Raw genomic sequence first — 15070 nt, 5'->3', positions numbered from 1 at the left:
ATACCACAGACCTTCTCGGTATTGGTTTCTTATTTGACTATCTCGTGAAATGAAATTGCGATGATCTATGCTAAATTTTCTATGATTCATTTGAACTTTTTCACTTGATTTTACTTTTTATGGGAATATAATAGATGTTGGCGTCATGCTTTCTGCATATTCATGGAAATAAAGAAAATGAATTGGATTTTCAGAGATTTCAAAGACAAGGAGATGGATAGGATGGGCACGAGAGCAGATTCAAAAATCTCTACACCGATCGCCACAACGACAACCGGTGCTAATCTGGTTGTTGACAGTCTGATATCGCAAGGGGTTCCATACATTTTCGGAATTCCCGGAGCCAAAATCGATTCTGTATTTGATGTTTTGCGGGAACGGGGCCCAGAGCTTATTGTTTGCCGGCATGAGCAGAACGCCGCATTTATGGCGGCGGCTGTCGGCCGCTTAACCGGAAAGCCGGGAGTATGCCTGGTAACTTCCGGTCCGGGCGCCTCCAATCTGGTTACGGGGCTCGTGACGGCCAACTCCGAAAGCGACCCGGTCGTGGCGCTCGCAGGGGCCGTCTCCCGGGCAGACCGGTTGAAACATACGCATCAATCCATGGATAATGCCGGTTTATTCAAACCGGTCACGAAATACAGTGTGGAAGTTGAACATCCGAATAATGTCGCTGAAGCGATTACGAATGCGTTCCGTGAGGCTTCTACCGGCCAGCCGGGAGCGGCATTTGTCAGCCTCCCGATGGATGTGCTGCTCGACAAAGCGGTCCCCTTCAACTTTGGGCCTCTGACCACTCCTCAGCTTGGCCCGGCCCCCTCTGACCTTGTCGAAGCGGTCGCCGCCAATATACGAAAGGCCAAACTCCCGGTTATTCTGCTCGGCATGAAAGCAAGTTCGCCGGAAGTAACCTCGGCAATCCGTAATCTGATCCGCGGCACCGACATTCCGGTTGTTGAGACTTTTCAGGCAGCCGGCATAATCTCACGTGATCTGGAAGAACATTTTATGGGCAGAGTCGGTTTGTTCAGCAACCAGCCAGGCGATCTTCTGCTGAAAGAAGCCGATGTCGTCCTGACGATTGGCTATGATCCGATCGAGTACGATGCTCATCTTTGGAATCGTGAAGGCGACCGGCAAGTGTATCATCTGGATAACCGGCAGGCGGACTTCGACCATGATTACCAGCCGCGAATCGAGTTAATCGGCGACATTGTCTTAACCGTCGAAGCGTTAGCTTCGCATTTACAAGGCCTTCTATTCCCCCCCGAATCGCTCTCCGTGCTGAAAGAGCTGCAGCAGAAGCTGGATCAGGACGGAAATGAAGTCTACTCCTCCCACTCAGAGCTTGTTCACCCGCTGGATTTTATTTTCACCTTGCGAAGGCTGATTGACGATCAGGTGACGGTCACCTGTGACGTCGGTTCACACTATATCTGGATGGCTCGTTATTTCCGCTGTTATGAACCCCGCCGATTGCTCTTCAGCAATGGCATGCAAACCCTCGGTGTAGCTATGCCTTGGGCCATTGCCGCCGCGCTGGTGCGTCCGGGCGAGAAAGTCATTTCCATATCCGGGGACGGCGGGTTCCTGTTCTCCTCGATGGAACTGGAAACGGCGGTCCGCCTGAAGCTTCCGCTCGTTCATATTGTGTGGAGCGACGGCACCTATAATATGGTCGCATTCCAGCAAATGAACAAGTACGGCAGAACCTCGGGTGTAGACTTTGGCAGCATTGATATTGTCCAATATGCCGAGAGCTTCGGCGCAGTAGGCCTACGGGTCAATCGGCCGGAGGAACTGGAAGAAGTGCTGCGCTGCGCTCTCGATCAAATAGGCCCCGTGGTCGTCGAGATCCCGATTGACTACAGAGACAGCGCCAAGCTAGGGGAAAAGCTGCTGCCGGATAAGGCAAACTGATATTATTATGTATATCATCCACTAAAAAGGAGATGAGGATAAATGGATAGTCACGTCATCTATCAAGCCTCGACCATGGTTGCGCTGCTCAGCGGTCTGTATGATGGGACAGTCACATTTGGAGAATTGAAAAAGCACGGCGATTTCGGCATCGGAACCTTTCATCAGTTGGATGGCGAGATGATCGCCTTTGACGGGGAATTCTTTCATTTATACCCTGACGGAACCGCCCAAAAAGTCAGTCTCGACGAAAGTACGCCGTTCTCCTCCGTGACCTTTTTTGAACAGCAGCAGACCGCCCCGCTGAATAAGGCGGTAACCCGTCAAGAGCTGGAGAAGATACTGGACGATCTGGTTCCCAGCCCGAATCTGTTCCATGCGATCCGAATCGACGGTCATTTCCAGGAGGTTCACACCCGCACCGTGCCGCATCAGGATAAGCCGTATCCGCCATTTGTGGAGGTTACGAAGTCCCAGCCGTCATTTGATTTTGCCGATGTGGACGGCGTCATCGCCGGTTTCTGGACTCCCGCTTTCGCACAAGGGATCGCCGTTGCCGGATATCATTTGCATTTTATCAATGACGTCCGCGACGGAGGTGGACATGTAATGGATTTCGTGCTCGAGCAGGGTACCATTTCCATTTGCACCTGTACTGATTTTCAGCTTGCGCTCCCGCAGGATAATGCTTATCTGAAGCAGGATTTATCCGTAGCCGACCTGGAGCGCGACATTATGATTGCTGAAGGCTCTTACTAAGAGCCGTTGCAATATGCAACTTTCAATCCCGACCATGCTAACACTTAAAGCCATAGCCCGCCTGTTCTTATCTGAAACAGCGGGGCTATGGCCCTTTTTTTAATCCGCCTTCTTGCCCTTGCCATGCAAAATCTTCAGATTGCCGTTCTCATACCCCACCGAGTAGCTCATCCGGTAAGTCTGGTATACGGTCCCCGTCTCGCGGCGTTCTTCGGCCGTAATATCGACGCTGACCATAGCGCCGCCGTCCTGCTCTTCGGCAGTTAGGGTCCCTATGGTAATATAGCCGGTCTTCAAATAACCGCTGCGGAACTCCTCATAGTCAGTCTTGCTCTGCCAATCGCTACCGAGCAGAGAGTAAGCCGTGACATAATCGCCATCGTTCAGACTTTGATAAAAAGCAGCTACAACACTCCGGCTGTCCGTCAGCACGTCTCCCTCGCCGTAGCCGTCATCGCTTACGTCCAGCAGCTCCGTCATCGGATGCTTCGACCATGCTTCCGCCTGCTTCAGCACACTGGAAATCGGAATGCTGAAGCCAATCCCGGCTTCATCGGTGGCGGAGGCGGAGTTTATCCCCAGCACATCGCCCGTCTCCGCGCTCACCAGCGGCCCGCCGCTGTTGCCGGGCGCAATCGGCGCGGAAATCTGGTACATATTGCTATAAGTGTAAGGCTCGATATCAAAGCTGCGGCCCAGCCCGCTGATAATGCCTGTCGTGACCGTATTCTCCAGTCCGAGCGGACTGCCTAGCGCCAATATTTCATCGCCAATCTCCGCTTTATTGCTGCGGGCAATCTTCAGCGGCTCGGTTTGCTTAAGCTCCGTCACACGGACAACAGCCACATCCGTATCGGTGCCAATTCCGATGACTTTCCCCTTGTACTCCTGGTGACTCTTCGTCCGCACCGTTACATCCCGGGAACCGGCAACCACATGCGCGTTCGTCAGCAAATCACCTTTACTGTTATACAGAAATCCCGAACCGAGCCCTTCCCCGCTTTCAATCGTCACGACCCGCTTCTGGCTGTCTTCAATAATCTCTTTGCGTGTCTTCTTCGCTTTAACGGCTGCCGGCTGTGCGGCGGCTTTCGTCTGACCCGCTACTGCCAGCAGCGGACCGTTATTCAACTCGCGCTCAGCTGATTGACGAATCCAGTATGTACCTCCCGCTCCGGCGCCCGCGATCAATAGGCAGGCGATCATGCTTATCCATATCCCTTTACTCATAATCCGGCCCTCCTACTCCAAATACCAGGTTGCGTTGACAACAGAGGCTTGGGCCTGGCTGTATACCCCATAATACCAAGTGGTAAAATCGCCCGACTCCCCCGGCTCCAGATGATACGGAGATACGCCGGCATAGGTATTTCCCAGATACGCCCCTGAAGAATCATAGATGTCGAGACTGATGCTGACCGAATAAATCGGCCGGGTCGCCTTGTTGGTGACCGTTCCGGTGATTTGCAAATCACCGTAATCGTCCAGCACCACATGCAGGCCGGATACCTCAACCGCCGCCGTCCGGTTATTCAGCTCCTCTTCCGCCGCTTTCTGTTCGGCAAGCTGGATGCGCTTCGCCTCCGCCCGTTCAAACGCCTGCTTGGCATCCGCAATCTGCTTCCGGTACGCGGTCAGCTTCTTGTTGCCCACGGCGTAGAACAGACCGCTGTCCACCTCCGCCATGGCTCCGGCGAAGTCTTTGTCCCGAAGCTTACGCTCGGCCGCCGCATAGCTGATTCCGACGATCTTGCCGATGATCTGCGCTTTTACTGCCGCAGCCTCTTGGCCGGACAGGCCGCTTACCTTGTCCAGCTTCTCGCCCAAAGCATCCACCGTATTCAGCTTGTCCAGCTCGCTCTTCACCTTCAGCACCGCCAGCTTCACCTGACCCGCAGCAAGCTGCTTCTTAAGCGGAGTAAACAGCGGCTCTTGCCGGTTGTTTACCCTATTGGCGATTTGGTTCAGCGCCTTTTCGCCGGCGTCCAGCTTTTGCTCCTTCAGCAGCCCCGAGGTCTTCTCCAGCTGCAGCTGCAGCTCCGCCGCCTTGGCTGCAAGCTCGCGGTCCTGGCGAAGCGCGGTGTAACGGGGCCGTTTCCCTTCTGCCTCTTCCAGCAGCTGAACGGCCGACGAATAGTGTCCGGCCAAAGCTTCTTTTTTAGCCTTCTGCTGCAATCCCGTCACCTCGCGGTTCAACGACTGCTCATAGTTGTAATACATCGTAAGCGCCAGACCCGCACTTCCCGCAAGCAGCAGGGGAATCAGCCAAAGAAACACGCGCCCTGCTCCCGAAGCCTTCCCTTTTGCCCCTGTCTTGACGTCCTGGCCCGAAAGCGTCTCCCCCGGGCGATGCGCCGCCGTCGCCGGCTGCTGAATCGCCTCTGCCCCGGCGGCCACTTCCAGCAGGACCTGCCGTTCTTCCGCCGTCAGTAATCTCGCCCCGCACTTGTCGCATACTTTTTGTTTCGGAGCGCTTTTGGCCCCGCATTGATGACAATACACCCTTCTCCCCCCAAAATCCCCCAGTTCCTTAGACCCATAATCGCTAACTATTACTATACCATATGCTGGATAGGGCGATATTCATTTTGTATAAAAACTAGGGCGTGTACGCAAACCTATCTGAGCCATAACCGAATCGAAAGCAGCGTCAAAAAAGCCATGAACATGTTTGCTGTTTTTTCATAGCGAGTGGCTAGACGTCGATAGTTTTTCACTTTGTTGAAAAAGCATTCGATTAAGTGTCGCTCTTTATACGTTTCAGAATCTAACGGACGCTTTACCCGCCGATTGCGTTTGCTTGGAATAACCGGAGTAATCGCTCGGCTTTGCAAAAGCTCCAGAATGGCGTTCGTATCGTAGGCGCGATCAGCCAACACTTCGCCCGGGCAGAAGTCCAATTCATGAAGAAGTCGATAGCCGGTGACCGAATCGTGGTCTTGTCCTGGCGTCAATTCGAAACGCAGCGGATAGCCTAGCGCGTCCACCATCGCATGAATTTTAGTGGTTAATCCTCCGCGCGAACGCCCGATGGCCTGTCGATCCTGCCCCCTTTTGCGCCTGCTCCATGTTGATGGACGCGGACGATGGTGGCATCGACCATGACTTGCTCCCAATCCGGTTCGATGGCGACATGCTTCAATATTTCATCCCAAATGTTTGCTTTCTGCAACCGCCAGAAAAAGCTGTAGGCGGAAGACCAAGGGCCATAATAACCCGGTAAATCTCGCCATGGCGCTCCCGTTCGAGCTACCCAGAGCACCGCATTGAGCATCTGGCGCCGATCCTTAGGCGGACGTCCTCCTTGTTTTTTTCGGGCCGGGGGCAACAGGGGTTCAAGTCTATTCCATTCTTCATCCGTTAACTCGTATCTTCTTCTCATGTTCCTTATTTTACTAGATTTCTACGAGTTGTACAGTTTGCGTACACTTCCTAGAAAAGAACAGCAAAAAAGCAGCATACCTGTTCAGGTTCTGCTGCCATAACCCGGGGCCAAATGGCAGAATGAAAGCCTCACTTGTTTCCAAACCCGTTCTCCGCATCAGGGTATTGGTTGAAGAACTCTTTATCTGCCTGTCTCAGCTGGTCTTGATATTTTCGATAGGAACTGCTTAAAATTTGTAAATTATGAATAAAAACATCGTAATATCCGCTGCTTTGTTGGAATTCAATCAACAGTTGTTGCATTTTATAGACAGAACTTGATTTATGCTCGTCTGAATTCCGGTAGGCTAAGTACTGTTCAATGCTCTCCCTATTTTCAGTAATAAAATTACTATAATCTTCGACAGCCCTATTCATCGAGTCATCGATCTGCTGTAAATCCGTCTCACTCATTGAGTCAAAGGCTTTGGCCAGAAATTGTTCCAGCTCTCTCGGAAATTCCATATCATTGACATGGTCAAGAAATTCAACCATCTTGTAGTAGGCTAATTTCTGTTCATCACTGTTAAGCTTCTCATTCAGGAATCTGCCAAAATGCACATACAGGTACATTCCATAGGTTCCAGGAAAAGCTTGAAGCAGTCTGTCTTTAATCGCCATATTACTATCCAATCTTCGACTAACTGTATCTATTGCCTGTTCAAGGTTATAGCCATTCTCCAAAAAATCAATCAAACAGTCATATTGCGCTCTCATTTGCTGCATCTGGAGCTCTTTCTTCATTTTATATTTGGATAAGGCTGCATGCCTGTCATCACTTGCAATAATGATTTTAATATCGGCAATGCTGATATTCAGCTTTCGTAACATGGCAATTTCTTTTATCCGGATTACATCGTCATGATCAAAGGATCTATAGTTGCTGCTGTCGTACCGGGGGTTAATCAGACCTTGCTTTTCATAGTATTCTACTGCCTTTTTAGTCACGTTACATTCTTTGCAAATTTCATGAATTCGCATGTGATCACCTCAAGCACGATTCTAAACTAACCCCCAATGTGACAGTCAATATTACTTAACCTGAATAATAATTTTTCCGCGCGCCCTGCGGCTCTCACTGATTTCATGCGCCTTAGACGTTTCCTCAAGCGGGAACACCGAATCGATCGCTATACGCAAAACACCGCTGTCGGCTAGACGAGCAAGCTCATCCAAACAAGCGGTTTCAATCTGTAACAGCTTTACGTCTAGTACCGTTACTGACATATTGGCAGCCTTCTCGGACGAATATTGTCCCCAAGTAATTGGAACCAGCGTACCGCCCGGCTTAAGAACGTCCAGAAGCCGATCTCCATCTATACCTCCCACCGTATCCAAGATAAGATCAACGTTCCGCACCGCTTGCCCGGAAGGAGCAGCAGAATAATCTACGAATTGATCAACACCCAGTCCCCGCAAAAAAGTCTCGTTTCTCCCGGAAGCGACGCCGATCACTTTCGCCCCCTTCCATTTGGCCAACTGTACCGCGAAATGGCCGACTCCGCCGGAGGCGCCATTGATCAGCGCCGTCTGACCGGCCTTCAGCTCTCCTTGCTCGAACAAAGCATGCCAAGCGGTAAACGCGGACATCGGCATCCCTGCCGCCTCAACATAGCTGACCGACTTAGGCTTGTGCGCAAGCTGCCTGGCAGGTACGGCGGCATATTCCGCACATCCCGAACTGTCGCGGGTCATCCCGTAAACGGCGTCACCCTCCCGAAACCCATCAACTCCCGTACCGACAGACTGAACAACCCCTGATATATCCCAGCCCGGAATATAGGGGAGCGGAAACCGGTCGCCGGCGAGCCCCGAACGGATTTGCCAATCACCCGGGTTTACGCCTGCAGCATGGACGCGGACTAACACTTCACCTTCGCCTTCCTTCGGAACAGGCACATCCTCATAGCAGAGCACCTCAGGCCCTCCGTGGACATGATACCGGATTGCTTTCATCTTCCCCACAGATTCAACTTGCATAGACCCTTCCCCCTCCTGTATACCATTGATTGAGCTTTGTTTACTTATTACAATAGTAGAGCGGCCGGGAGAAAAGGAACAATGCACAGTCCGCTTCTTTCGTCGGTTATTCAACAAAAACGGAATAATGTTGGAGATTATAAAACCCTGTGTAGAGGGGAGTAAGACGGATGGAATCACAAAGAAAAAGGATCGACCGGCGCAGCAGGCGGTCACAGCAATTATTAAAGCAATCCTTTATGGAGCTGATGAGAGAAAAGGGCTTTACCGCGATGACGATTCAGGACATTACCGACCGGGCGGATGTCAACAGAGGCACGTTCTATGCGCATTTTCCCGACAAATACGCCCTTTTAGAACTATCCATTCGCGAGAAATTCCGAAGCCTCTTGGACGACAAGCTGCCGTCAGCCTCCGTGTGGGATAACAACAATTTACGCATTCTCATTCATGCAGTGTTGGAGCACTTTAGATCGTTATACGGCCGCTGCAGTCCCGTTGATACGGTAAATCAGCTGTTCGAACGAACGGTGCAGGAGGAGCTTGCGGCGCTGTTATCACGGTGGCTTGAACAGCTTCAAGCCTCTCAAGCGGAGTGGAAAGTTCCCATCGAAACGATGGCCCTCATGATCAGTTGGTCGATCTTTGGTGCTGCAGCCCAGTGGAGCAGGGGAAAAAGCGGTTTTACCGTGGAAAAAGTGACCGATCACGTACTTGTTATGATCACGGAGGGTGCAGCAAGAATAGCTCGTATTGATCTGCTGGATTAATCTTACCTAGTCTGTCAGATCTGGTATCATTAAGAACCATCAAAATTACCAGCTAAAGAAATATTACATCAAAACTTTGGGAGTCTATTAAAGTCAAATCGAGGACCACTAAGATCTTCAAAACCTCTCAGAGTTTCTTCATATATTGTTACAAACTGCTTAACTTTCTGAAACTCAAAGTCATTATGATCTATTCCATCCATAAACATTCGCTCTAAGATTCTCTTATAAATCGAAATTTTATTAAGAATATCACTAATTTCCATTTCTATGATCTCTTCGAGAGTTAAACTTTGAAGATTGTTGATTGTGAAATCCGCTTCCCGATTTTCTCGATAATTATCTTCGTCTGTTCTCCCAATATCAATAGTTGTTTTCAGGGCAGAAAGATGAATTCCCTCTTTAGCCAACATAACTTGAAAATATTTATTCTGAAGTAATTCTTTCAGAACGAGTGTATAAAGGTCCCTATTACTAATCAGTATTCCCTCAAAGGGATGTAATAGCCATGAACCGTCTGTTTTAAATAAATTAAATTTAAATGTCTCTCCACCATAGTTATACCAAACATTTATAGTACCGTACGATACGACGTTATATTGAAATTCCATAAGGTCTGGTCTCCCACTCAAATTATTCGTGTGCATTTTTGATATTTCAAATTATGAGAGCTATTGTATTTAACTGTTAGCTTATCTTTATCTATATAAGTTCCTATTTTCACAGACCTAAAACTACAACTATGTCTTAATAATACAATACTTAAGGGTATTTCCGCTATAATACGCTTAACAACGAAAATAGAAGCCTTATTTCAAAATTTAAAGGCTTCTCTTACGAGTTATTTCATTATCCTTAATATCTAGCTTTTTTATTGTAACGGATCATACTTCTGACATTTTAAAGTCTCAAATTACTTTGCTTGGCCCATCCACAACTCCTTCTGCTTTTTTATAGCTGGCCACAATAACTAGGTAAATGAAAAAACAGATACTGAATATTACTCCTAGCATTTCTACACCTCATTTTCCTGTTTACTATTAAAGTTATTAAGGATGATGATGTTTTATGCTAATAGGATACCCAATTCTATTACCTATTTATTCAAAAAAAAGTTAGTCCCCTCTTCAAAAAAATCAATCCAGGAAACTTGCTTGCTGTTTTGTATTCAGTTGAGGAGTATTTAGATTTCCAGAAATAAGACCCAAACGGTTATGAAACTGTTTATTAAGATCACTCAGCCGCTTCGTGTGTTCGGTTGCCGATTTAATAATGGTTCGATTAGATTGCTCATATAGATCTATTGCTGTAAACAAGTCACTCATTGCCCGGTCTATGGATTCCATTTCCATTCCAGGCTTACCTAAAAGCTCATTTGTCTTCTGTGTGGTATCTTTTAATATACGAGCATTCTCTTCAAACATGTCCTGCAAAGTGTTATTAGCAGCGTTTACAGCGTTAATGGTATCCACTTGATCTTGAAGGGCCAAGGCAATCATAGCGGAGACTGTAATCAAATGTTGGGTCTTATCTATAGTAGCGTCTACGGAATCAATCAGCTTATCATTATTGTCATTAATGATATCTGCACCGGCAATAGCCTGTTGATACAGCATAATCATTTCCTCAAAATTTTGAATCCGGGTTACCACCTTTCGGAGGCCTCTCTCCAAATGGGATTTACGGCTTTCGTTCTCTGGCTTGGCTATCTCTTGTTCAAAAAGTTCCTGAAGCTTATGCCCCATTGCAATACGAATCTGCAGGTTATAAACCGATTCAAGTGAAGAACGTTTGAGATTCCTCATATATGCTAAGTTTTCTTCCAAAGTATCCTTCCCATTTCGGAGGGATAGTACTATGGCAGCTACATTGGTTTTAACCGATTGATACTTATAAATATAGTTTTTCATCGGTGTCTTTTTTAGCATCTTGTCAAAGAAACCCAGTTGTTTACTTTTGCTTAAAGAATCAATCTCCCCACGAAGTTTCAGGATACTATTAGACACTTCCGAGCGATTTCCCGAAATCAATTCATTAACCGGCCGCTCGAGCATAGAAAGCGACTGGCTAGCTTGTTCCATCGTTTTTTGACCCATACGGCCAATTGAATCCATTAAGTTTTCCAGGTCCATAAAATCAGCAGATGAGACCTGCTGAATGAGAAGCTTCGCCTCCTGCTCGACATTATTCATATCCTCCTTTTTTAATTGTATGGCTTGAAATGTTGACATATAATTTCCTCCTCTTAATCAACGGATCTGTATCTTTTTTGAATTATATCTATTTTGGTTCTAAGTTCCATAAGGTCTTTTTGTTCGATTGTTTCTACATATTGAGAAAGTTTTGAGTTAATATCCCTAATCCCGTTTAGCAGGAGACGCCTATTCTGAATTTTGGATGCTGCGCTCAAATTTAGAAAAGGATTAATGACCCCGTTTATGTCTTTGAATACCAAACGCTGAAGATTATGGTTAATGTCGTTATTGTTAATCATTTTAAGCTGCGGAACTAAGCGAAGTACTCTTGTAAGTACGCTCAGTGATTTCTCTACAATTTCACTGTCCAGGTTGTTTTTTTGTCCTTCGGAAATGATCATTTCTTCTAGTACATGAATATAATCACATATATTCCTCCAAAAAGGATCGGATTCATCTGGTTCTGCAGCCGAATTTAAAGGACTTGTAGAAGCTTGTTCGGTTCGCTGTGGTAAATTCTCTTTCGAAGGAAGAAAGGGTCCCTGCTTCCCTCTCCTTGTTCTATAGAGGTAAAGGATACTCCCTAATGCAAATAATGTTGGGATGATAAGATTAAGAGCTCCCGGTAAAAATCTTGATGTGACGGTTAAAGGAAAGAGATATCCTAATAAAGTGATGCCAATAGCTATTTTGTAGCGCATAATGGTTCACCTCTTCAGTTTGGTCAAAATCCAAAGAATTATATGAGGTTAACAGAAACGGGTCATCAGTACCTCTTGTTCAATATGTGTTGCAAAAATGTCGAAGCTTGGTTCAGGGATTTGTATTACCTGTCCTTGTAGTAACTTCACAGAGAGATAGGGGAAGTTAATCCCGGAAAGACAAGATGTATACAATCCTCCAGAAGTTCGTGGGTTAATCTCCAAAAGCTTTGGAACAGAGTCTTGATAGATAACCTGAATGTTGAAGTTATAGCGAAGAGGCAAAATCTTATGGATGGAATGGGCAAGTTGAATCAGGTCTTGATTATTTTCTAATGCCCGAATACGTCCCTCTACCTTTTTACGAGGGATAGCTGCATACAAATAGTTATGATCCGCCAGACAATCGATACTGTATTCATAACCATTCATATATTCCATGACCATAAGAGGCTCGAAATTCTGCACCGAGGAAAGCAATTTGGTTACTTCCTGCAAATTGACTGCTGCTGAGACCGGATTATAAAGACTTTCCAAAGAAGCCTGCTGCTCCTGAATAATCCGGAACCCCGAACCTCCCTCGCCTCTCACAGGCTTAAAACATACACGGTGCCCCTTAGCTTTAAGAGATTGATAAGCGTACACAAACTCCTCTGCATTATTAACGATATAATGATCAGGAACAATAACATTTTCCACACCAGAAAGGGTGCGAAATAATTCACCCTTATCCGAAACGGTTTGTATAAGGCTAGCATTACCGGATAACAATAGTTTTGTACCGATCTGTTTGAACGCATGTTCGTGTTTAGCTATTTCGAACATTCTATAATGAGGAATGAATACATCAATCTTATGCTTGCTGCAGAAGTTCAGACAGTACTGTGCATAGTCCTTTAAGGGTATAATAGGTTCCATCTCTGCGTGGTCAGCAACCTGGAGCATAAGAGAATATTTTCTAGGATGAGTGGCAAAAAACTCAAATGGCTGCCCCTCAGAATTATTCCGGATCATTTCAAGATAATGACTTGCCGTAGAAAAAGTTCGGTTGTACCAGATTCTCGTAGTCAAAGAGAAGCATCCCTTTCAAAATTCTGTTTTTAACATGCTGACACACTCAGATTCAGACGACTCTTCGTTTGCGTATAAAGTCTTTGATAAACCGTTAAATTAAACTTTTGAACCATTTGTGTATTTCTATGACCAATTCCTCCGAAGCTTGAATTCCAGACTGCTTTGTAAATCGAAAGAATTTATCTGAAGATTTAGTATTGAACAGCTCTCCGTGGGAAGGCGACAGGCTATAATGGGATACTCTTAAAAGACTTTCATCAAGTAAAGAATCACCTGATGCTGCTACATATCGTGCCCCGGCTAATTCCTTAACATAATTAACGGCATTACCTTTATTAATACCTTCTGGAATCAGATATACTTTTCTTCCTTGTACCGAAATCGTCCATCCAAGTTTCTTCAGGTAGCTTCGGCACTCGTCTATTAAAGGTACCTGAAACTTGTCACGATCTACAACGATAGAATAGAAAAAGTTATCGGCAAGCCGCTCGCTTATTATCCATTCCGATGATCTGAAACGGTCAAATGTTAGTTTGGCTTCTTCTGGCGAGCTGCTTTCCTTTAGCGCTAGCTGTACATTTCTTGACCAATTGACGTCTGGAACACCATCTATCAAAACCGTTCCACCATTGCTGGTAATAGCGTATTTAGGTTGAAAAACGTCGAGCAAATGGAATATCCTTTTATACTGCCTAACAGTCCTCGTAGTTACCGGCACGAATAAAGCGATTTTTGTAATTTCCTCCAACAGATGGAGGGCCGACTTAGTCATGAATGATATCTGCCGACCCTCATATAATTCTACAGGAACCAGATCAGCTTCCCCTACATCTTCGCCTATGGCTCCCCGGGAATAGATAAGGGTCCGATCTAAATCACTAGCAAAGATCATTCACCTTCACCCCTTACCGGCTTAATTAAACCACAGCAAGAATAGGTGAGGTCTGGATATACTTCAACGGGAACATTCCGATCTTTGGCTAAAAGAAAAAGGTGCTTTAAATTGGGATTGTCCAAACGATCAACAAGAATTTTCCATGGAACTCGCCGAAGCAGGACACGAGTGGTTTCGCCAACCCCAGGCTTAATTAAGTTAATATCTTGAATTCCAAACCGCTCCTGAATACGTCTTATATCACTTAGTCCCTTCCACGTTGATGCTGTTTCTTCCGGCTTAGAATAAAGTCGTTCAGCTTCCTCACAGGCCTTTTCAGCTATCTCGGAAAACAGTTTAGAAACAATATCTACAAATATATTAGAGAGGTCATTAGGAAGCCATTCTTTATAGAATTTTGCCCCATGAAAATCCATTGGCCCAATTAAGTCATTCCGGAGTACCGTGCGGCTCATTAAGCCTGATACGGTGGAGTTCAAGGCAGCGCTAGGGATCAAGAAGTCTTCTCTTGTTCCGAAGGTTTCGGAACAACATCCCGGATCAGCCAGTACTGCTAAATCATCACTTAATTCAATGCCGAATTGTTCACGAAAGATTGAGCACGCTTCAACTAGAACCTTCCGGATGGCTCCCTTTCCTGTCCAACCATCAATAAACTGTATTTTCTTGCCCGGATGGTTTTGAAGCATGTAGTGAACAGCGTTATGATCTAAACCTTTTCCACGAATAATCGAAATGCTATAATGCGGCATATTAATCTGATAAAACTGCTGAATATAACGTTTTATCAGGATACCAATAGGAGTACCGGCTCGAGCTAATGATGCAAGAACAGTATCGAACCCGCGCTTTTTTACGATTAACTCGGCGACCACCCCAGCGGCCATAGCTACCTTACGTGCCGTACCTAAAAGGGTATCGTGAAACAGCTGAATATACTCCGAAGTAGGTTGATACTCAACAGGTAACATTTCCGAATAATGAGTACCTGACTGTATCGCTTCTTCACGGTCTTCCGTTGCTTTTTCAAGCGCTATCTGACCTAGATCTTTTAAAAGGAATATCACATCTTCTCTTTTATAGCTACCAACAAGGGTTGGCGCTGGAATGGGCGGTATCGTTTTTATCATTTGTCTGCCTCCCACTATAAATTAATATTTTCTCTTGTTTACTCACTCGTTCTTAGGTTTTCAACCTTTGACAATTGGAGAGATGGAGAAGTCATGTAAGGATGACATTATTTTCTGGTGAAGCCGATGGCGGGAATAGAGATTGGGGGAAGTTGTCCCCAGCCCATGGATATTTTCTATGATCGCACCTTGGATATCCACATCCTACTCTTGACGGCTTACC

13 protein-coding genes and 1 pseudogene are annotated in these 15070 nt (G+C 46.3%); 3 read left to right on the top strand and 11 right to left on the bottom strand.

Features of this window, described 5'->3' with window-relative positions; all coding sequences use genetic code 11:
* Window positions 1-222: 222 nt before the first annotated feature.
* Both alsS and budA read left to right on the top strand, forming a co-directional pair.
* Window positions 223-1920 carry an acetolactate synthase AlsS gene (alsS, locus tag VK70_RS01060; RefSeq protein ID WP_025694091.1) on the top strand — a complete coding sequence of 566 codons (1698 nt, stop codon included), beginning with the start codon at window positions 223-225 and terminating at the stop codon, window positions 1918-1920.
* A gap of 42 nt (window positions 1921-1962) precedes the next feature.
* Window positions 1963-2679 carry an acetolactate decarboxylase gene (gene budA, locus VK70_RS01055; protein WP_025694090.1) on the top strand — a complete coding sequence of 239 codons (717 nt, stop codon included), beginning with the start codon at window positions 1963-1965 and terminating at the stop codon, window positions 2677-2679.
* Between the two features lie 99 nt (window positions 2680-2778).
* Here budA and VK70_RS01050 read toward each other — a convergent pair whose 3' ends face one another.
* From VK70_RS01050 to VK70_RS01025, 5 genes and pseudogenes are all read right to left on the bottom strand, one after another.
* Entirely contained in the window at window positions 2779-3909 is a 1131-nt protein-coding gene (locus tag VK70_RS01050) for a S1C family serine protease (protein WP_025694089.1), read from the bottom strand.
* A gap of 12 nt (window positions 3910-3921) precedes the next feature.
* Window positions 3922-5181 (bottom strand): FxLYD domain-containing protein, encoded by a 1260-nt coding sequence (locus tag VK70_RS01045; protein ID WP_046722659.1) that lies wholly within the window; start codon window positions 5179-5181, stop codon window positions 3922-3924.
* A gap of 116 nt (window positions 5182-5297) precedes the next feature.
* Window positions 5298-6061 (bottom strand): annotated as a pseudogene (locus VK70_RS01040) (IS5 family transposase).
* Between the two features lie 131 nt (window positions 6062-6192).
* Window positions 6193-7083, bottom strand: a complete 891-nt coding sequence (locus tag VK70_RS01030) for a MerR family transcriptional regulator (protein ID WP_025697347.1) — start codon at window positions 7081-7083, stop codon at window positions 6193-6195.
* Window positions 7084-7134: 51 nt separating this feature from the next.
* On the bottom strand, window positions 7135-8082 hold the full coding sequence (locus VK70_RS01025; protein ID WP_051505156.1) for an NADP-dependent oxidoreductase: 948 nt from the start codon (window positions 8080-8082) through the stop codon (window positions 7135-7137).
* A gap of 170 nt (window positions 8083-8252) precedes the next feature.
* Between VK70_RS01025 and VK70_RS01020 the strand changes: the two genes are divergently transcribed.
* Window positions 8253-8852, top strand: a complete 600-nt coding sequence (locus tag VK70_RS01020; RefSeq protein ID WP_025697343.1) for a TetR/AcrR family transcriptional regulator — start codon at window positions 8253-8255, stop codon at window positions 8850-8852.
* Between the two features lie 68 nt (window positions 8853-8920).
* Here the strand turns inward: VK70_RS01020 and VK70_RS01015 are convergent, their stop codons facing one another.
* From VK70_RS01015 to VK70_RS00990, 6 genes are all read right to left on the bottom strand, one after another.
* Window positions 8921-9463, bottom strand: coding sequence for a hypothetical protein (locus tag VK70_RS01015; RefSeq protein WP_025697341.1), 543 nt, complete (start codon window positions 9461-9463; stop codon window positions 8921-8923).
* Window positions 9464-9988: 525 nt separating this feature from the next.
* Window positions 9989-11083 (bottom strand): toxic anion resistance protein, encoded by a 1095-nt coding sequence (locus VK70_RS01010; protein ID WP_025697339.1) that lies wholly within the window; start codon window positions 11081-11083, stop codon window positions 9989-9991.
* A gap of 14 nt (window positions 11084-11097) precedes the next feature.
* Window positions 11098-11748, bottom strand: coding sequence for a hypothetical protein (locus VK70_RS01005; RefSeq protein ID WP_025697338.1), 651 nt, complete (start codon window positions 11746-11748; stop codon window positions 11098-11100).
* Between the two features lie 48 nt (window positions 11749-11796).
* Window positions 11797-12819: an ATP-grasp domain-containing protein gene (locus VK70_RS01000; protein ID WP_025697337.1), complete on the bottom strand. Its 1023-nt coding sequence runs from the start codon at window positions 12817-12819 to the stop codon at window positions 11797-11799.
* Between the two features lie 94 nt (window positions 12820-12913).
* The gene (locus VK70_RS00995) at window positions 12914-13714 is read right to left on the bottom strand and encodes an HAD family hydrolase (RefSeq protein ID WP_025697335.1); all 801 of its coding nucleotides are present in this window, start codon (window positions 13712-13714) and stop codon (window positions 12914-12916) included.
* The gene (locus VK70_RS00990) at window positions 13711-14847 is read right to left on the bottom strand and encodes a cysteine protease StiP family protein (RefSeq protein WP_025697333.1); all 1137 of its coding nucleotides are present in this window, start codon (window positions 14845-14847) and stop codon (window positions 13711-13713) included. The genes VK70_RS00995 and VK70_RS00990 overlap by 4 nt, the downstream gene beginning before the upstream one ends.
* Window positions 14848-15070 lie beyond the last annotated feature (223 nt).

Origin of the sequence: Paenibacillus durus ATCC 35681 (assembly GCF_000993825.1) — a bacterium.
Taxonomy (GTDB): domain Bacteria; phylum Bacillota; class Bacilli; order Paenibacillales; family Paenibacillaceae; genus Paenibacillus_AQ; species Paenibacillus_AQ durus_B.
This window is presented reverse-complemented; position numbering and strand designations above follow the sequence as displayed.